Below are 17,541 nucleotides of genomic sequence, written 5' to 3'. Positions count from 1 at the left end.
GCAGCTCGCTCCGGAGGAATCGATGACCATGACCGAGTCAACCAGTACGCCGCCCGCCGAGCCCTTGTCGGCCGACGTGATGGCACTGGCCGGCGAACTCGCGGCCGAGCGGTCCAAGCCGGAGTGGCAGACGTTCAACCTGAACCTGAACGACGAGCAGATCGAGATCCGCGACTGGGCGCACACCTTCGCCGCCGACGTGATCCGCCCCGCCGCCTCCGAGTGGGACGAGCGCGAAGAGACCCCGTGGCCCGTGATCCAAGAGGCCGCCAAGATCGGGCTGTACTCGATGGACGGGTCGATCAACCTGTTCATCGACCCGTCCGGGCTGTTGATGCCGCTCGTCCAGGAGGAGCTCTTCTGGGGCGACGCCGGCATCGGGATGTCGCTCGTCGGCACCGGCCTGGCCAGCTCGGCCGTCTTCTCCAACGGCACCCCCGAGCAGTGGAGCCAGTGGCTCCCGCGCTGCTACGGCACGCCTGACGACGTACAGGTCGCCGCTTTCTGCTCGTCGGAGCCGGGCGCAGGGTCGGACGTCTCGGCGATCCGCACCAAGGCGACGTACGACGAGAAGACCGACGAGTGGGTCATCAACGGCCAGAAGGCCTGGGCCACCAACGGCGGCATCGCCGACATCCACGTCGTCGTGGCCACCGTCGACCCGTCCCTGGGCAGCCGCGGCCAGGCCGCTTTCGTCGTACCGAAGTCCGAGGTGAAGGGCTTGGAGCAAGGCACCAAGCTCAAGAAGCACGGCCTCCGCGCCTCCCACACCGCCGACGTCTTCTTCGACAACGTCCGGATCCCCGCCGCCAACATCCTGGGCGGCAAGGAGAAACTCGACGCCCGCCTCGCCAAGGCCCGCGAGAACAACGGCTCGGCGAACCGTGCCAACGCCTCCATGGCCACCTTCGAAATGACCCGCCACATCGTAGGCTCCCAGGCCATCGGCATCGCCCGAGCCGCCTACGAATTCGCCCTCGAGTACGCCAAAGGCCGCGAACAATTCGGCCGCCCCATCATCGACAACCAAGGCATCGCTTTCAAGCTCGCCGACATGGCCATGGAAATCGACGCCGCCCGCCTCCTGGTCTGGCGAGCCGGCTTCATGTCAGCCGCCCTCATGCGAGGCCAAACCCCCGACTACCGCCACGGCGAAGGCTCCATGGCCAAGCTGAAAGCCAGCGAGGTAGCCGTCAAGGCCACCGAAGACGCCATCCAAATCCTAGGCGGCAACGGCTACACCCGCGAATACCCGGTCGAGCGCATGCACAGAGACTCAAAGATCTACACCATCTTCGAGGGCACCAGCGAAATCCAGCGCCTAGTAATCTCCCGAGCCATCTCAGGAATGCGAATCAGGTAAGTACAGAGAGAAGTGGGGCGCCCCCCGGCGCCCCCTGCAAGAACAAGAACAAGAAGTGATAGCTGGTGTGAGAGTCGAGTAACCTCGCCAATCATGGGAGAGAGAGGAATTAGTTGGCGTAGCCGGATCGCCAATCAGTAGGCCCTCGGCAGGTTCAAAGGTTGATTGCGCGCACTCCAGCAGGCGTTCGCCGGCTGCCTCCCACGGAGCTCTGGAACTGCCGACGTCCCTGGTGAACCGGATCCCTGCCTATCGACCTTTTCGCTTCTTCTGCTTCGGGGATTTGGATTCGCCAGTCTTTTTCGAGCTTGCCACTCGACGCGCCAGACGGTGGAGCCCGAGCGCGGTGTAGGCAGTGGCAAGGTTGTGAGATGACCTAATTGTGTCCGGGTGGTCGTCGCCGAGTACGCGTCGGCGGCGCCGGTAAGTGTCCTCCAGCAACTCGAGCGCCTCCTTTCGACGCTTGAGGTTATGAAGGATCATCGCGCGGATATTCGCGGATGTCAGGGTGTCCGGGTGGTCGTCGCCGAGTACGCGGCGGCGGCGCTCGTAGGTGTCCTCATGCAGCACCTTGGCTTCGTCGCGGCGGCCCATGTCGTGGTACATGCCGCCGAGGTTGTTGGCAGAGGTCAGGGTGTCCGGGTGATCGTCACCGAGTACGCGGCGGCGGCGCTCGTAGGTGTCCTCATGCAGCGCCAGTGCCTCGTCCCGGCGACCCGCGTCGTCGTACGTGCTGGCGAGGTTGTTGGCGGAGTGAAGGGCGTGGGGGTGGTCTTCGCCGAGTTGCCGTCGTAGCCGGCCGTATGTGTCCTGGTTCAGCGCTAGTGCCTCGTCGCGGCGACCCTCTTCGCGGTATGTGCTAGCCAGGTTGCTCGCGGTGGTCAGGGTATCCGGGTGATCGTCGCCGAGTATGCGGCGGCGGCGCTCGTAGGTGTCTTGGTTCAGTAGGGTGGCTTCGCCCATGAGTGCCATCGCCGAGATACTGACTCCTAAATCGTTGGCGGAGTTCAGAGTATCCGGATGATCGTATCCAAGTGTTTCCCGTCGACGTGCCAGGGTTTCGCGTTGATGTTTCGCGGCCAGCGCATAGTCGCCCTTGTCGAATATCGCGTGAGCCAAGAACTGAGCCATCATGAGAGTGTCGGGCGCGTTGGGACTGAGGTTTCGGGTCCAAGAGCTGTGCAAAGTCGTTGTGAGGGTGAGCGCTGCGTCCGTCTGGCCGCTGAGCAGCAGGTAGTGAGCAGCGGCGCACGCCATCGAACGGAGCCGGTCTTCTGCGGCCGCGAGATCAGTCGCGAGCAGATGAGGCACCAATTGGGACCACTGAGGCCACGTGGCCGGGCTGGTGTTATCAGGAGGAGTTTGTGTGCTCAGCAGAGCGATGACGGCCTGCAGATAGGCGGTTTGGTTCTGCAGGGTGTGATCTCTGAGGATGGCCTGCGTCAGGCGATGTACGCGGAGGCCGTTCTGGTCCAGGCGGGCCAAGCCCAGGTCGCGTATCTGGTTGAAGGCATGTGTGGCTTCGAAGATGTCGGTAGGGAGCGGAGGGGCATTCTCGCTCCGGGTGAATGGCCTACCGAACCAGACTGCAGGAACGGGTTCAGGAGCGAGGTAGCCGCACAGGTGCAGTAGTTCCGCGGCCGCTGGATGGGAGGCGGACAGCTTTTCCAGTGCAAGGATGGTTGACGCGCCTAGCGAGGCCGGGTAGGAGCGAGGTTTGCCTTGCGACAGCAGTTTGGTTGCCTGGCCGTCAAGTAGCCGCAGGAATTCGGTGGCAGGCAGGCCTGCCTGGAGTACGCCGACAGCCTGGGCCAGTGCCAAGGGCAAATCTCCGAGCGCGGCCGCAACGGCGTCGGCATCGGCATCCTGCAGACCTGTCACTTTGGATGTGAGCATCGCCTTGGATTCAGAGCGACTGAATTCCTCGACGGCGGTGACATGGCCGATCTCTTGCCAATGCCCTAGACGGGTGGTCGCGATGGTGTGGCCCTGGCCTGCGGGAAGGAAGGGGAGGAGATGATCGGGGTCCTCGACATTGTCGAAGATCAGTAGCCAGCGTTGGCGATCCCGCAGGGCGGAAAGCGCTGCGGATGCTGCCGTCTGGGCGTCAGCCACTGCGTTTGCGGCACCAATATCGACGCCGAGTTCCGCCAGCTGGGCGGTGATCAGGTCCGGCTGTTCGGCCGCGATCGTCCATACAGTGTCGTAGTCGGCTGCGAAGCGTTGGGCGTACTCGATGGACAGCTGTGTTTTGCCGACACCACCTGGCCCTTGCAGGATGGCTACGCCCGGTGATCCCCGGAGAAGTGCTTCGCGTACTGATACAAGCAAGTCGTCGCGGCCGGTGAAGTCGGGATTTCTGAGGGGGACACGCCAAACAGCCGGGCGGGGGTGCGTTCCGGGGAGTCGCGCGCCTGTTTGCGAGCGCTGGTAGCGGGCAGCTGAGCCTGGGAAGTCCGAGTTGCCGCTCGGACCGACCTTGCCCGCCAAGGCATTCAGAATCCGGTCTTTTGCTTCTGGTTCTGCTATCTGAAACAGCTTGATCGGCTGGACTGATTGCAGGAGGTCGGGAAGTTGTCCGACCTGCAGGTCTTCGATCCAGACTGGGATGAGACGGCCGCCTTGGCCGCGCCCGGCCGCCGCCATGACGGCAGTCCACTCCTGCTCGGTGAATCCGCCACCGAAGTACCGGTTCGAGCACAGGGCGACTACTCGCTTGGCCCGCCGCAGTGCCGCCTCTCTGGCCAGGATGACGTTGTCGCCCGGCAGCCAGCTCCACACGTCGAGCTCGATGGTGTAGCCAGCCTCCATCAGCGTAGTGCCGACCCATTCCGCCCACAGCCGGTCCTGTCCGGCATAGCTGATGTAGAAGTCCAGATTCGACTCGACGGCCTCGTTGTCCGGCACGCTCTCACTGTTCATAGTCAGTTCCCTACGACTGCAAGGCAGCGATGATCTTGGCGACCACGCGCTCGTACTCGGTATCAGAGACATCCCGGAAGTCGGCGTAGTACCGGGTCGCGGCGAAGGCCGGCAGCTCCACGTCCTCGATGACCACCGGTATGAACCTGCGGTGGGCCTCGATGGAGCGCTGCATCAACGCCGCGTACTCCTGCTGCACCCAGCCACTCGCAACGGATGCCGGGCTGAATACGAGGATGCTGTCCGCGGAATCGCGGATCGCCTCCTCGATCGTATGCACCAGCAGATCGCCCGGTTTGAGGATTACCTCGTCGCGAGCTACGACCAGACCTGCGCCTTCTAGCTGCGTGGCGAGGCCCAAGACCCAGTCGAGGTCTTCATGTGCATAGGAGACGAAGACGTCGTACTTTGCGCCCACTGCAGCAGCCTTTCCTTGACCTGTACTCGATGCGGAGGTCTGCGCTGCCTTGGCCTTCCTGCGCGGTCTGACCGCTAGCCATGCGAAATACGCCCCCGCCAGTCCGGCGACAGTACCGATCGCCGTGAGAACCACCCCCGCAGTGTCCATCTCCGTAGGCTAGTGCCAGGGGGCGCGTATCGGCAGGCGACGACCCGGCGAGGAATCGAATCCACTAGTCGATGTCGAGTACCAGGGAAAGCAGCTGCATCCTCAATCCGGTGGTGAGAAGCACGTGTCGAGGCGAACAGGGATTGGTCTGCGGTCGGCAGCCATTCACGGTACGAGCTGCAGTGGCTTGATCAGTTCGTAGGCGGTCAGGACCGTGGCGCAGATGATCATGAACGTCAGCACAGCGATGGTGCGTCGTCGGCGTCTGGCTTCGCGGTCGGCGGTTTGGAGGGTTTGGAAGGCCTGGCTGCGGTTGAGGTCGGCCTCGGTGTCGGGTTGCTGGCGCCACGTTGCCGGTGTGGCGAGGACTGCTGCGACCTCGGCCCGCTGGTTGACATCGAGTACGGTCGGCCTGCGCTTGAGCCATTTGACCAGTTTCCGTGCGTCGATGACATCGACACCTGTGGGCTTCTGCACGATCTGCAGGAGTGCCGGATCGAGTATCGCGAGCACTGGACGGACCGGTACCGGCCAGCCGACTGAACTCGTCAGCAGCCGGGAAGCTCTGCTCGCTTCGTACTCGGAGTTTCTGACGTGGTCGCACCGGGTTCCCGAGACAAGAAGGGTCCCTCCGCCTACCCAGATCCGCTGGCCGGAGTGGTTCTTGGTGTTCACGGTGAACACGCCTGCCGGACCCAGTAAGACGTGGTCGATGTCGGAGCCATGCCGGCCCACCGGAACCGAGTGCAGGACGGTCCAGCCTGAGTCCAGCTTCGTGAGCAGTTCGCCGACTGCGATCTCGCCCAGCGCTCCGTCGTACCAACGCCTGCCCGCCTCGGTGAGGGGCGAGACTCCGAAGAATTGAGCAAGACGGCCGCGGGAGCGCAACATCCCTGGTTGGGTGAAGAGCGCATGAAATACCGCATGGCCTGGTCCACGTTCACTCAGACCGATGACACCGCCGGACATGGATTCCATCCAAGTTCCCCCGCCCCCGTTGTCCGGTTCATCGCGTTGTCGCCATGAAGTGTTACGCGCCACCGCTGGTTGACGGTGGCGCGTCGGGGGTCAGGTGCAGAGGTTTATGTACCAGACCTTGTCCCAGTTGGTGATGAATTTCCAGTTGGTGAGGATGTAGCCGATGTGTTCGTGGCGGGAGCCCAGGGTTTCTACCTGGACGTTTTGGTGGTTGTAGAAGTTGGTGGTGCCCAGCCAGCCGCTCAGGGAGTAGGTGCCGCATTTGTAGAACTGGAACATGGTGTAGTACTCGCCTTTGCGGATCCAGGTGCAGAAGCGGGCGGCGGGGCAGTTGTTGACCCAGTCGGTGGCTTGTTGCTGGGTCCATTTGCCGAAGGCGGAGTTTTCGGGGTTGGGGCTGACCCAGGGGTCGAGGATGCCGGCGGGGGTGGCGGTGGAGCGGGTGGTGGTGTCGGGTGTGGGCTCGGTTGCTGAGGCGGTGAGGGTGGTGGTGAGGAGCATCAGGGCGGCGAGGGCGGCGGCGAGGGCTGTGAGGCGGCTGCGGTGCTGAGTTGATGACCTGCCTCGGCTGGGGGATTTCCTGAGCACGGCGGTTCTCCGATCAGGGGGAGCGGTGTTCCTGCTGTCGGGAACTTATTGAGGAGCGGGTTCACGGTCGGCGGTATTACAGCGTCGTGCAGAGTCTTGACAAAGTCAGGCAGGGTGGCGCGTCACCGGAGTCGGCTGGAACGTCGACGAGGGCTTCGTCGTCTGATACGAAGGTCCGGCGCTCTGTGCGATCTGACCGCTGTTGCGCGCCAACTGGTGGGGGAGTCGGATGGATGTTGTCTGCCTGAATGATGCTTCGTTCGATATTGCCGCGACGGCTGGTCTTTACTCGGCGTTGACCGGGGTTCTTGCTGGGTTTGCGTTTACCGCGCTGATTCTGGTTCCGAGTCTTGTGCTCTCGACGGGGCGTCGGCTCGGTGAGGAGGTTGCCGGGCATATCGCTGATGCGGCGAGGGTTCTGGTGAGTGCGTTTCTGGCGTTGGTGCTGGCCAGCATCAATTACGCGGTGCTGGGCGGAGAGCCGACCTCAGGTGGTCGCGCTGCGGCCGGCGAACTGCTGGCTGGGGTTGGGCTCGCGGTTGCGGCGATCCTGATGATCTACGCGATTGTGCTGACGCTCGAGACCGTCGCCGAGTTGGCGGACGGGACCAGTCCGTTGATGCAGGCGGCGGAATCGTCAGCCTGGTCGCCTATCGCAAGACTCGTCAGGTGCCGGCGTTGGGCATCGCGTTCGTGATCTCGGCGGCCTTCGCGGTTGTGCAGGCACTGGTGAACGTCTGCGAGAGCGCCGGCGTTTGGGTGCCGCTCGCCAGCCTGGTCGCGTTGTTCGCGTTCACGTCGGTATTCGTCTGGCTGGTGGCTCTGCGAGCGCGTCAGTAGGTCAGGGTGTCGAGGCGGGCCGCGAGTGACGCCATGGCTTCTGCGGTGGGGGTGTGGCCGTCTGCGTGGAAGATGCAGAGGGTTAGGCCTTCGGGGGTTGGTAGTTGGAGCTTTTCGGCACGTAGGTCCAGAGGGCCTACGTCGGGGTGGTTCAGGCGGTTGATGCCGCCCAACCTGGCGACTATGTCGTGGCGGTTCCAGAGGGTTCGGAAGTGGTCGCTGCCGGCGGACAACTGGTCGACCAGAGCCAGCAGGTCGGGGTCGTCGAGGTTGGAGCCGATTTGGGCTCGGAGGGCGGCGACCCCGTTGGCTGTCACCTCGTCCCATTCGCGGCGGAAGGTGCGTTCGGCCGGGTCCAGGAAGACCTTCAGGAGCAGGTTGCTGCCGACGGTGTAGTCGGGGGAGAGCTCCACCGCTATTGGGTTCGAGGCGAGGATGTTCAGCAACCTGTCCTGGACGTACGCCGGGGTGGTGGTCCAGGAGTTGATCAGCCGGATCAAGCTCGCCGGGACGTCTTCGGGGGTGCCGGCCAGGCCGCGGGGGCGGGGTGGGTGGGCGAGGGTGTGGAGGTGGGCCGTTGCGTCGGGGGAGAGTTGCAGGACCCGAGCGAGGGCGTCCAGGACCTGGTCCGAGGGGTGCAGATCGCGACCTTGTTCCAGGCGGATGTAGTAGTCGCTGCTGATGCCGGCCAGGAGGGCCAGTTCTTCGCGGCGGAGGCCTTGGACTCGGCGTCTTCCGCCTGGGGGCAGGCCCACGTCTTCGGGTTGGACTTGTTCGCGTCTTGCCCGGAGGTATTCACCTAGACGATTCGGCACGTCTTCAAAACTAGCTGACCTTTTCGGCGAAGGACTTCAGGTCGGAGATGAGCTTGGTCCAGCCCTCGTCGATCATCGCGCGGATGGCGCTGCCGGGTTCGAAGCCGGTGTGGATGACGGTGAGTTTCACCTGGTCGCCGTCTGGCTCGAGGTCGAAGCTGGCCCGGGAGAGGGGCTCGGCGCTGGTTTTGGCGTAGAGGTCGTCGTCCATCTCGGTGGCCTGGGCGAACTCGGGGGTGATGTGGTGCCAGGTGAAGGCGAAGCGGCGGTAGGGGTCGTACTCGAGGACCTCCTGGCCGGGGCCGGACATGGTGACGTCGCCCATCACCCAGTCGATGGGGGAGCCGACCTTCCAGTCGGTCCGGTGCTGCACGCCCCAGTACTGCTGGGTGAAGGCCGGGTTGGTGAGGGCCTGCCAGAGCCGCTCGGGCGTGGTCTTGATGTAGGTCGTGTAGACGAAGTCGTTGTCGCTCACTGGTTCTGTCTCCAATGCTGTCTTGAGGTCGGCGAACAGCTCTACCCGCCGCCGGTCGTACTGGTTGATCCACCGGTCGGCGATGGCGTTGATCGGTTCGGCGTTCAGGTGATGCAACTTCTCCCGGCCGCGCCGGACGGTGGTGACGAGGTTCGCGCTCTCCAGTACTGCGAGATGCTTGCTGACCGACTGCCGGGCCATCGACAGCCCGGCGCACAGCTCGCTCAGGGTCTGTCCGTTGCGCTCGTTCAGGCTGTCCAGCAGTTGCCGCCGGCTCGGATCGGCCAGCGCCCGGAACACCTCGTCGTCCATCACCACTCCATTCATGCAGCCAATCGGCTGCCTAACTACAATAGGCAGCCATAAGGCTGCATGTCAAAGGCCGAGAATGAAGCGGACGCTCAAAGGGCACCGGACGATCCACATGGATACGAACAAGCTCGTCCTCGTCACAGGCGTCACCGGCTACATCGGCGGCCGGCTCGTCCCAGAGCTGCTCAAAGCCGGCTACCGGGTCCGTGCGATGGCCCGCAATCCCCGCCGTCTCCGCGACCGCGACTGGTACGACGAAGTCGAGGTGGTCGAGGCCGACGCCGGCGACCGCGACCAACTCGACAAGGCGCTCGAAGGCGTCGACGTCGCGTACTACCTGATCCACGCCCTCGGCACCGGCAAGCGGTTCGAGTCCCGCGACCGCCATACCGCGCTGACCTTCGGCGCAGCTGCCCGAGACGCCGGAGTCCAACGGATCGTCTACCTCGGCGGCCTCTATCCACAGGGCGAGGAGCTCTCCCCACACCTCGACTCCCGACGCGAGGTCGGCGAGATCCTGCTCGCGTCCGGCGTCCCGACGACGGTCCTGCGCGCCGCGGTCATCCTCGGCTCAGGCTCGGCGTCCTTCGAGATGCTCCGGTATCTCACCGACCGGCTGCCCGTGATGGTCACCCCACGCTGGCTCCACACCAGGATCCAGCCGATCGCAGTACGCGATGTCCTCCTGTACCTGGTCGGCAGCGCCAAGATGCCCGCGACCGTCAGCCGAGGCTTCGACATCGGCGGGCCCGACGTACTGACGTATCGCGACATGATGCAGCGGTACGCCGCAGTCGCCCACCTCACCACCAGGCGAATCGTCACCCTCCCGCTCCTCACCCCGTCGCTGTCGAGCCACTGGGTCGGCCTCGTGACGCCCGTCCCGAACAGCATCGCCAGACCCCTCGTCGACAGCCTCATCCACGAGGTCGTCTGCAAGGAGCACGACATCGAGCAGTACGTCGCTGACCCCGCCACCGGCCTGATCGGCTTCGACCAAGCCGTCGAACTCGCGCTCAAGCGAGTCCAGGACCTAGACGTCACCACTAGCTGGGCCTCGGCGTCGACGCCCGGAGCACCGAGCGACCCGCTGCCGGGCGACCCCGACTGGTCCGGTGGTTCCCTGTACGTCGACGAGCGGGAGAGCGCGATCGCGACCACCCCCGAGCAACTCTGGTCGGTGATCGAGGGCATCGGCGGCGGCAACGGCTGGTATTCCTGGCGACTCGGCTGGTGGGCCCGGGGAGTCCTCGACCGCGTCTTCGGCGGCCCGGGTCTGCGCCGCGGCCGGCGAAACCCGAACGACCTGTCCGTCGGCGACCCGCTCGACTGGTGGCGGGTGGAGGAGATCGAGGACGTCAAGCTGCTCCGGCTGCGTGCCGAGATGCGCCTACCTGGTCTCGCGTGGCTGGAGCTGATCGTCGACACGGACGACGACAACCGCACGATCTTCCGTCAGCGAGCGCTCTTCCATCCGCACGGACTGCCCGGACACCTGTACTGGTGGGCCATCAAGCCCTTCCACGGCATCGTCTTCGGCGGTATGCAGCGCAACATAGCCGCGGCGGCGCAGGGCAAGGACGTCCCCAGATGGCGGCCGTCGCGCAAATCGTCTTGACGCGGCCCCGACGATGGTGAGGTGGACTTCACCAGCCTCGGCTACCGAACCGACCTGATGCTGCTGCAGCTGAGCGGCTCCGTACTGACCGATCAAGGCGACTACGTCGTCGTCCGGACCCCGGCCAACCCGTCTTTCTGGTGGGGTAACTACCTGCTCTTCCGTACTGCGTTCGGGCCGGGCGACGCCGCCGCGCGGGAGGAGATCTTCCACCGGGAGTTCCCGGACGCGAAGCACCTCGCGCTGGGTGTCGACACGATCGACGGGGTGGTCGGCAGCGAGGACGAGGTCAAGGCGCAGGCTCTCGAGGTCGACCGCAGCACGGTGATGACCGCGCGAGAGGTACGCTCGCCGGCCCGGCCGAACGAGACCTCGCTGTACCGGCAGCTGAGGAGCGACGACGACTGGGAGCAGTCCTTCGCGGTGTCGCTGGAGTGCGCGACGATGACGGTCGACGAGGAGTACCGGGTCTTCAGCCGGCGCCGGATGGAGGCGGAGCGGCAGCTGTGCGAGTCCGGGCACGCCCGCTGGTTCGGCGCGTTCGACGGTGACCGATTGCAGGCCTCGCTGGGGCTGGCGTGGGACGGGTCGGGAGTCGCGCGGTTCCAGAACGTGCAGACCCGGCCGGCGGATCGCAACCAGGGGATCGCCGGCACGCTCGTCCACCGGGCCTCGCGGTACGGGTTCGACGAGCTGGCCGCGCACACGCTGGTGATGGTCGCGGATCCCGGCTACCTCGCGATCCGGATCTACCGGGCGCTGGGGTTCGACGACAACGAGGTGCAGCTGGCGGTGTTCAGGCGGCCTGCGTGAAAGGCTGGGCGGCATGACTGAGACTGCAGCTCGCCGGGGTACGGCGTTGGTCACTGGTGGGAGTCGTGGGATCGGAGCGGCGGCGGCCGGTGCGTTGGCGGCGGATGGTTGGGATGTCGGCATCAGCTACCGCACCCGTCAGGACGAGGCAGCAAAGGTCGTCGCGGCTTGCGAGAAGCTGGGCAGGCGCGCGTACGCCGTACAGGCTGATGTCGCGGAGGCCGACCAGATCGAGCAGCTCTTCGACGCGGTGACCGGCGAGCTCGGCGCGATAGGTGCCGTAGTCAACAATGCGGGCATCGTGTCGCCGAGCGGGCGGGTGGCCGACTACGCCGTGGAGCGGTTGGAGCGGGTGTTCCGGATCAACACGATCGGGGCGTTCCTGGTCGCGGGTGCGGCGGTACGCCGGATGTCGACCGCGAGTGGCGGCGCCGGCGGAGTCATCATCAACGTGTCGTCGCGGGGTGCCGTGCTGGGGTCGGCGGGCGAGTACGTCGACTACGCGGCCAGCAAGGCGGCGGTCGACACGATGACGATCGGGCTGGCCAACGAGGTCGCGAAGGAAGGCATCCGCGTGCTCGGCATCAGGCCCGGGCTGATCGAGACGGACATCCACGAGGAGGGCCGGCTCGACCGGATCGGCGGTACGCCGCCGCTGGGCCGTCCGGGCAAGGTCGAAGAGGTCGCCGAGCTGATCGCGTTCCTCGCGTCGGAGCGCGCCTCGTACATGACCGGCTCGATGGTCGACGTGGCGGGCGGACGCTGACGGATGGGGTTGCGACCGGTCGACTTGGCGCGGCGGGCCGGCATCTCGACGCAGTTGGTGCGCAACTACGAGACGGCCGGGATCGTGCCCGAGGTGCCGCGGAGCGAGTCGGGCTACCGGCAGTACGACGACGTGCATCTGCAGGCGATGCTGACGTTTCGGGCGCTGGTGCCTGGATTCGGGCATGAGACCTCTACGCGGATCATGCAGGCGGTTCATGCTGGGGACCAGGCGCTCGCGTTTCGGTTGATCGACGCTAGTCATGCTGCGTTGCACGAGCAGCGGCTGGCGACGGACGTGGCGAGCGAGGCGCTGGGGGAGGCGGCTGAGGAGTTCCTGGACGGCGTACCGGTGGTGAATGGGCCGGATCCGCTGGTGGGGGAGCTGGCGGCGCAGCTCGGTGTGCGGACGTCGACGTTGCGGGTGTGGGAGTCGGCGGAGTTGCTGATGCCGGTGCGGGAGGCGGGGACGAAGTACCGGCGGTACGGTCCGTTGCAGGTGAGGGATGCGCGGATCATCGCGATGCTGCGGCGCGGGCGGTACGGGTTCGACCAGATCCGGCCTGTACTGGACGGGCTGCGGCAGACCGGGAGTACGGAGGCGTTGCGCGCGGCGGTGGCGGAGCGACGAGCAGCACATGACCGACGGACCCGCGCGATGCTGCACGGCTCGGCCCTGCTCCACGACTACCTAGGCTGGGACCGCTAGCTGGTCAGATCGGATCACTACCTGGTACCTGGGCCGGGATCGCGAGTTGGGTCGGGCGGTTGCGGCCTCGGACGGTGACTTCTTCGCCCGCCTTCCAACGCCGGGCCTCGGCGGGGGCCGCCTCCTCGACGGCGGCCATCGAGGCGAGCAATCGGCCGGGGACAGACTTGGCCAGCTCGGTGAGTCGGGATGCCTCGTTGACCGGGTCGCCGATGACGGTGTACTCGTGGCGGCGCACGTCTCCGACAGTCCCGGCAACGACCGTACCGGCGGTGACGCCGATCCCGGCCGTTGCCTCGGGCAACTCCTGAGCCAGCCGCCGAGCAAGCGCCCGGCCCGCCTGGAGAGCGCTCCCTGCCGGGTCGGGCAGTTCGGCCGGCGCACCGAAGACCGCCAGCACCGCATCGCCGGCGAACTTGTTCACGAAGCCACCTTGGCGGTCGACCTCGTCGACCACGATCTCGAAGAACCTGTTCAGCAAGGCAACGACTTCACCAGGCGGCCGGACCGCCGCGAGCTCGGTCGACCCCACGAGATCCACGAACAGCACCGCGACGAAGCGCTCCTCCCCGCCAAGAGCATCACTGGCCAATGCTTCCCGGACGACGTCGGGCCCGACATACCGCCCGAAGAGATCGCGGATCCGCTCCCGCTCACGCAAACCGGCGGCCATCCGGTTGAAGCCCGCCTGGAGTGAGCCCAGCTCCGTACCGTCGAAGACCGGGATGTGAACGTTCAGCTCCCCGTCGCCGATCACCGTCAGCGCGTTCCGCACCGAGCGAACCGGCGCAACCACCGACCGCGCGGTCAGAAACGTGAGGAATCCGCCACAAGTCAGCACAAGGGTGCCAAGGGCAAGGATGATGACGGCCAGCCGAGTCGGTGAAACGTCACCGTCGATCAGGGCGAGCACCGCGGTGAGCATCAGCCCGGCCACCGGTACGCCGGAACCGACCGCCCAGAAGAACATCGTCCGCGCCTTCAGCCCCGCCGCGAGCAGGCGTTTGGGCGGCGCCTGATCGGCCAGTGCCCGCGCGGCGATCGGCCGCAGCGTGAACTCGGACAGCAGATACGAGACCGTGCAGGTGACGATTCCGCCGTCGACGATGGTCACCAGTACCCGGAGCACGCTCTCTGGCTGCAGCGCGAGCGTCAGCCCGGTGAAGAAGACCGTTGCGAGGAACCAGAGCACTACCTCGACGAGGGTCAGCCGCAGCGGGAGCTGGAGCGTGGCGATCTGCTCCCGGCGGGTCGCCGGCCGGTCCTCGAGGACCCAGCTGGTGGTACGGACCGCCAGCCGCGTGCTCACCACCACGCCGACGGCCAGTGCGACGACGAAGAAGGCGGGCACGGCGATCGTCCGGACCAGGCTCAGCTCGTCGTTGGCCGGCGGGCCTGGCAGGACGAAGACGGCCAGCACGAAGACGGTCGTGGCGCCGATGATGTTGGTGCCGATGCAGAAGACGCTCAACAGCACCTGAGCCCGGATCCGCAGCAGCCGCGGCGACTGGCCGGCCGGGCCGAGCAGCCACGATCCGAACGGCTTCCGCTGCAGTACGAGCTCCGGCCGTCCCTGCGCCATCTTGTCCCCGTTTCGCTGGTCCAGCAGGGGTTCCCCGTCTGAACCGGTTTTGGCACGGTGCTGCCCGTGGCCCTAATAGGCCGCGTCATCGGGCCTTTCCGTGGGTAATGTCCTGCGAACGACATTCTGCCTCGGGAGCCCCTGTGAGCCACGATCGCCACTCCTACGCCGAACCGGCGTTGGTGCGCACCACCCACCTCGCGCTGGACCTCGACCTGGACTTCACCGCCAAGGTGCTGTCCGGTACGGCCACGCACACGCTCGCCTGGAGTGGCCCGGGCGATCGGCTGGTCCTCGATACGCGAGACCTGACCGTCCTCGCGGTGGAGGGTGCGGTCGACGGGGAATGGGAGCCGCTCGAGTACAGCCTGGCAGTCCCGGACAACGAGCTGGGATCAGCCCTGACGATCCGGACCGGGCAGCACGGGCAGGTGCGGGTGAGCTACCGGACCGCCCCGACGGCGACCGGGCTGCAGTGGCTGGAGCCGGCGATGACCGCGGGCGGCGTGATGCCGTTCATGTTCAGCCAGTCCCAGCACATCCACGCCCGCAGCTGGGTCCCGGTCCAGGACACCCCGAGCGTGCGCTTCAGCTACTCCGCGCACGTCACGGCCCCGCCTGAGCTGATGGTCCTGATGAGCGCCGACAACGGCACCGAGTCGCGCCGCATCGGCTCGTACGACGTGGTGATGCCGGAGCCGATTCCGTCGTACCTGCTGGCGATCGCCGCGGGCGACCTGGTGTTCGAGCCGATCGGCGCCCGGACCGGTGTCTGGGCCGAGCCGGAGATGGCCAAGCGGGCGGCGACCGAGTTCGCCGACATCGAGGAGATGATGCGCGTCACCGAGGCGGTCTTCGGACCGTACCGGTGGGGTCGCTACGACATCCTGGTCCTGCCGCCGTCCTTCCCGTACGGCGGGATGGAGAACCCGCGGATGACCTTCGCCACCCCGACCGTGGTGATCGGCGACAAGTCGCTGGTCAACGTGGTGGCGCACGAGCTGGCGCACAGCTGGTCGGGCAACCTCGTCACCCAGGACAGCTGGGACGACATCTGGCTCAACGAGGGCTTCACGGCCTACGTCGAGTACCGGATCGTCGAGGCCGTATACGGCAACGAGCTGGCCGTGATGGAGACGGCGATCAAGCAGCACGCGACCGTGGTCAAGCTGGATCCCCTCTCGGCGGCGGAGCAGGCGGCCGAGCTGCCGGGGCTCAACCACCGGTCGCAGTACCACGGTACGACCGGCCTCGGACCGCTGAAGGGCTGCTGGTTCCTGACCTGGCTGGAGGAACGGTTCACGCGGGAGGTCTTCGATCCCTTCCTGCGCGGGTACTTCGATCGCTTCGCGTTCCAGAGCATCAACTCGGACGACTTCGTCGAGCACCTGCAGGAGCAGTTGCTGGACAAGCACCCGGGCGTGGTGACGGCAGCGGAGATCGCCGCCTGGCTGGACGAGCCGGGCATCCCCGCCTTCGCGGAGAGAGCGATCTCTGCGCGGTTCGAGGTCGTCGACGAGTCGCGTGAGCGCTGGCTCTCGACCGGCGAGCTGCCTGAGGGCGCCAAGCACTGGACGACGCAGGAGTGGCTGCGTTTCCTCGACGCCGCGCCGGATGTGCTGACGGCGGAACAGTTGCAGCAGCTCGATCGGGAGTTCGACCTGACCGGTACCGCGAACGGCGAGATCGCCCGTCGCTGGTACTCGATCGTTGCCGCGAGCACCTACACCCCGGCGTACGACGAGCTGGCCGTCTTCCTGACCCGGGTGGGGCGGATGAAGCTGGTGCTGCCCGTCTACAAGGCGCTGGTACGGACCGAGGGCGGCCGGGAGCTCGCGAGTCAGGTGTTCGAGACCGCGCGACCCGGCTATCACCCGATCACGACGGCGGCGGTGCTCAAGATCCTCAAGCGCTGAGCCTTTGCGGGTTACCGTCTGAGGTATGTCGATCGAGCTGGACCGGCCGGGGCTGCTGACGGCGATGATCAGCCCGGGGTCGCGCGCTGCCCCGGGCGAGGATCGGCGTACGCCGCGGGACTGGGTCGTGGACGTGGCGTTCGTCGTGCTCGGTACGGGGTTGAGCGTGATCGGGCTGGCGATTCCCGACGGGTCCAGGCTCAACCCGCCGGTCGTGCTGCATGCGACGATCGGCGTACTGGCTGCGCTCTCGCTGATGCTGCGGCGGAGGTGGCCGCTCGCTGTCGCGTTGGTGTTGATCGGGTTGTCCGCGTTCTTCCCGGCTGTGGGGAGCTCTAGTGGGTTGGCGCTTTTCAGCCTGGCGGTGCATCGGCGGACCCTGGTCAGCGCGCTCGGGTGTGTTGCGGCGGTGTTGTCGTGCTTGGTGCAGTTCTGGATCTATCCGCCGGCGCGGTCGATTCCGTATGTCTATTGGATGGTGGTCAGCCTCACCAGCCTGCTCTGCGTGGCGGCGGTTGCCTGGGGCATCGTCGTACGGACGCGGCGGCAGTTGATGCTCTCGCTGGCTGAGCGTGCTCGGCGGGCCGAGGAGGAGCAGGAGTTGCGGGTCGAGCAGGGGCGGCGGCGTGAGCGGGAGCGGATCGCTCGGGAGATGCATGATGCACTCGGGCATCGGTTGTCGCTGCTGAGCGTGCATGCTGGTGCGCTGGAGTTTCGGCCGGACATGCCGTCCGATGAGCTTGCGCAAGCGGCGGGGGTGATCCGGTCGAGTGCGCGGGAGTGCATGGAAGATCTGCGGGAGATCGTCGGCGTACTACGTGCGCCCGATGCCACGGTCTCGGGTGGTAGGCGGCCGCAGCCTGGCCTGGCAGACGTCGACACCCTGGTGGAGGAGTCGCGCACCGCGGGGATGACCGTGATGTTCACGCCGCTCTCGTCGCCTCCGGAATCGATCCCGCTGACCACCGGGCGCCACGGCTACCGGATCGTCCAGGAGGGGCTGACGAACGCACGCAAACACGCACCGGGCCAGCCGGTCACCATCGTCCTGTCCGGGGCCGCCGGCAACGGCCTCTCCATCGAGATCCGCAATCCGCTGGCTTCCGCGGATCCTGGGGACGGGTCACGCGTAGGACTGGTGGGTCTGGCCGAGCGGGCGAAGCTGGCCGGCGGCACGCTCGACCACGGTCCAACCACCACGAACTGCTTCCGCCTCCACGCCTGGCTACCCTGGCCAGCTCGATAGGAATGCGCCGCACGCTGTTGCCGACCTGTCG

The 17,541-nt window shown here is 66.3% G+C and carries 16 protein-coding genes; 9 read left to right on the top strand and 7 right to left on the bottom strand.

Annotated features, from left to right (window positions below; all coding sequences use genetic code 11):
- The first annotated feature begins 28 nt into the window (after positions 1-28).
- Complete coding sequence (locus ABD116_RS19985) at positions 29-1,363, top strand: acyl-CoA dehydrogenase family protein (RefSeq protein WP_343972062.1); 1,335 nt, start codon at positions 29-31, stop codon at positions 1,361-1,363.
- 249 nt (positions 1,364-1,612) lie between these two features.
- Here the strand turns inward: ABD116_RS19985 and fxsT are convergent, their stop codons facing one another.
- From fxsT to ABD116_RS19965, 4 genes are all read right to left on the bottom strand, one after another.
- On the bottom strand, positions 1,613-4,285 hold the full coding sequence (gene fxsT, locus ABD116_RS19980; RefSeq protein ID WP_343972060.1) for an FxSxx-COOH system tetratricopeptide repeat protein: 2,673 nt from the start codon (positions 4,283-4,285) through the stop codon (positions 1,613-1,615).
- 10 nt (positions 4,286-4,295) lie between these two features.
- Positions 4,296-4,853 (bottom strand): toll/interleukin-1 receptor domain-containing protein, encoded by a 558-nt coding sequence (locus tag ABD116_RS19975; RefSeq protein WP_343972057.1) that lies wholly within the window; start codon positions 4,851-4,853, stop codon positions 4,296-4,298.
- Between the two features lie 165 nt (positions 4,854-5,018).
- The gene (locus ABD116_RS19970; protein WP_343972054.1) at positions 5,019-5,831 is read right to left on the bottom strand and encodes a nuclease-related domain-containing protein; all 813 of its coding nucleotides are present in this window, start codon (positions 5,829-5,831) and stop codon (positions 5,019-5,021) included.
- Positions 5,832-5,921: 90 nt separating this feature from the next.
- Positions 5,922-6,419, bottom strand: a complete 498-nt coding sequence (locus ABD116_RS19965) for a hypothetical protein (protein ID WP_343972051.1) — start codon at positions 6,417-6,419, stop codon at positions 5,922-5,924.
- Between the two features lie 229 nt (positions 6,420-6,648).
- Between ABD116_RS19965 and ABD116_RS19960 the strand changes: the two genes are divergently transcribed.
- On the top strand, positions 6,649-7,116 hold the full coding sequence (locus ABD116_RS19960; protein WP_343972049.1) for a hypothetical protein: 468 nt from the start codon (positions 6,649-6,651) through the stop codon (positions 7,114-7,116).
- Positions 7,089-7,259 (top strand): hypothetical protein, encoded by a 171-nt coding sequence (locus ABD116_RS19955; protein WP_343972046.1) that lies wholly within the window; start codon positions 7,089-7,091, stop codon positions 7,257-7,259. Before ABD116_RS19960 ends, ABD116_RS19955 begins: the two co-directional genes overlap by 28 nt.
- Here ABD116_RS19955 and ABD116_RS19950 read toward each other — a convergent pair.
- Complete coding sequence (locus ABD116_RS19950; protein WP_343972043.1) at positions 7,253-8,074, bottom strand: helix-turn-helix transcriptional regulator; 822 nt, start codon at positions 8,072-8,074, stop codon at positions 7,253-7,255. The genes ABD116_RS19955 and ABD116_RS19950 overlap by 7 nt on opposite strands.
- A 10-nt stretch (positions 8,075-8,084) precedes the next feature.
- Entirely contained in the window at positions 8,085-8,861 is a 777-nt protein-coding gene (locus ABD116_RS19945) for an ArsR/SmtB family transcription factor (protein ID WP_343972040.1), read from the bottom strand.
- A 112-nt stretch (positions 8,862-8,973) separates the two neighbouring features.
- Between ABD116_RS19945 and ABD116_RS19940 the strand changes: the two genes are divergently transcribed.
- The 4 genes from ABD116_RS19940 to ABD116_RS19925 are packed head-to-tail and all read left to right on the top strand — an operon-like array spanning position 8,974 to position 12,766.
- The gene (locus tag ABD116_RS19940; protein ID WP_343972038.1) at positions 8,974-10,479 is read left to right on the top strand and encodes an SDR family oxidoreductase; all 1,506 of its coding nucleotides are present in this window, start codon (positions 8,974-8,976) and stop codon (positions 10,477-10,479) included.
- A 21-nt stretch (positions 10,480-10,500) separates the two neighbouring features.
- Entirely contained in the window at positions 10,501-11,292 is a 792-nt protein-coding gene (locus tag ABD116_RS19935) for a GNAT family N-acetyltransferase (RefSeq protein WP_343972036.1), read from the top strand.
- Between the two features lie 13 nt (positions 11,293-11,305).
- Entirely contained in the window at positions 11,306-12,058 is a 753-nt protein-coding gene (locus ABD116_RS19930; protein ID WP_343972033.1) for an SDR family oxidoreductase, read from the top strand.
- A 3-nt stretch (positions 12,059-12,061) separates the two neighbouring features.
- A complete protein-coding gene (locus tag ABD116_RS19925) occupies positions 12,062-12,766 on the top strand; it encodes a MerR family transcriptional regulator (RefSeq protein WP_343972030.1) in 705 nt (234 codons plus the stop codon).
- Positions 12,767-12,770: 4 nt separating this feature from the next.
- Here ABD116_RS19925 and ABD116_RS19920 read toward each other — a convergent pair whose 3' ends face one another.
- The gene (locus ABD116_RS19920) at positions 12,771-14,348 is read right to left on the bottom strand and encodes an adenylate/guanylate cyclase domain-containing protein (RefSeq protein ID WP_343972027.1); all 1,578 of its coding nucleotides are present in this window, start codon (positions 14,346-14,348) and stop codon (positions 12,771-12,773) included.
- 143 nt (positions 14,349-14,491) lie between these two features.
- Here ABD116_RS19920 and ABD116_RS19915 point away from each other — a divergent pair, with 143 nt between their 5' ends.
- Together ABD116_RS19915 and ABD116_RS19910 are read left to right on the top strand one after the other, a co-directional pair.
- Entirely contained in the window at positions 14,492-16,264 is a 1,773-nt protein-coding gene (locus tag ABD116_RS19915; protein ID WP_343972024.1) for a M1 family metallopeptidase, read from the top strand.
- Between the two features lie 25 nt (positions 16,265-16,289).
- A complete protein-coding gene (locus ABD116_RS19910) occupies positions 16,290-17,510 on the top strand; it encodes a sensor histidine kinase (protein WP_343972021.1) in 1,221 nt (406 codons plus the stop codon).
- Positions 17,511-17,541 lie beyond the last annotated feature (31 nt).

This window comes from Kribbella koreensis (assembly GCF_039525325.1).
GTDB classification, from domain to species: domain Bacteria; phylum Actinomycetota; class Actinomycetes; order Propionibacteriales; family Kribbellaceae; genus Kribbella; species Kribbella koreensis.
This window is presented reverse-complemented; position numbering and strand designations above follow the sequence as displayed.

What these genes read in the sequence shown, in the direction of transcription:
- ABD116_RS19985 (WP_343972062.1), top strand. Translation starts at nt 29, where the DNA reads ATGACCGAGTCAACCAGTACGCCGCCCGCCGAGCCCTTGTCGGCCGAC.
- fxsT (WP_343972060.1), bottom strand. Translation starts at nt 4,285, where the DNA reads ATGAACAGTGAGAGCGTGCCGGACAACGAGGCCGTCGAGTCGAATCTG.
- ABD116_RS19975 (WP_343972057.1), bottom strand. Translation starts at nt 4,853, where the DNA reads ATGGACACTGCGGGGGTGGTTCTCACGGCGATCGGTACTGTCGCCGGA.
- ABD116_RS19970 (WP_343972054.1), bottom strand. Translation starts at nt 5,831, where the DNA reads ATGGAATCCATGTCCGGCGGTGTCATCGGTCTGAGTGAACGTGGACCA.
- ABD116_RS19960 (WP_343972049.1), top strand. Translation starts at nt 6,649, where the DNA reads ATGGATGTTGTCTGCCTGAATGATGCTTCGTTCGATATTGCCGCGACG.
- ABD116_RS19945 (WP_343972040.1), bottom strand. Translation starts at nt 8,861, where the DNA reads ATGGACGACGAGGTGTTCCGGGCGCTGGCCGATCCGAGCCGGCGGCAA.
- ABD116_RS19940 (WP_343972038.1), top strand. Translation starts at nt 8,974, where the DNA reads ATGGATACGAACAAGCTCGTCCTCGTCACAGGCGTCACCGGCTACATC.
- ABD116_RS19930 (WP_343972033.1), top strand. Translation starts at nt 11,306, where the DNA reads ATGACTGAGACTGCAGCTCGCCGGGGTACGGCGTTGGTCACTGGTGGG.
- ABD116_RS19925 (WP_343972030.1), top strand. Translation starts at nt 12,062, where the DNA reads ATGGGGTTGCGACCGGTCGACTTGGCGCGGCGGGCCGGCATCTCGACG.
- ABD116_RS19920 (WP_343972027.1), bottom strand. Translation starts at nt 14,348, where the DNA reads ATGGCGCAGGGACGGCCGGAGCTCGTACTGCAGCGGAAGCCGTTCGGA.
- ABD116_RS19910 (WP_343972021.1), top strand. Translation starts at nt 16,290, where the DNA reads ATGTCGATCGAGCTGGACCGGCCGGGGCTGCTGACGGCGATGATCAGC.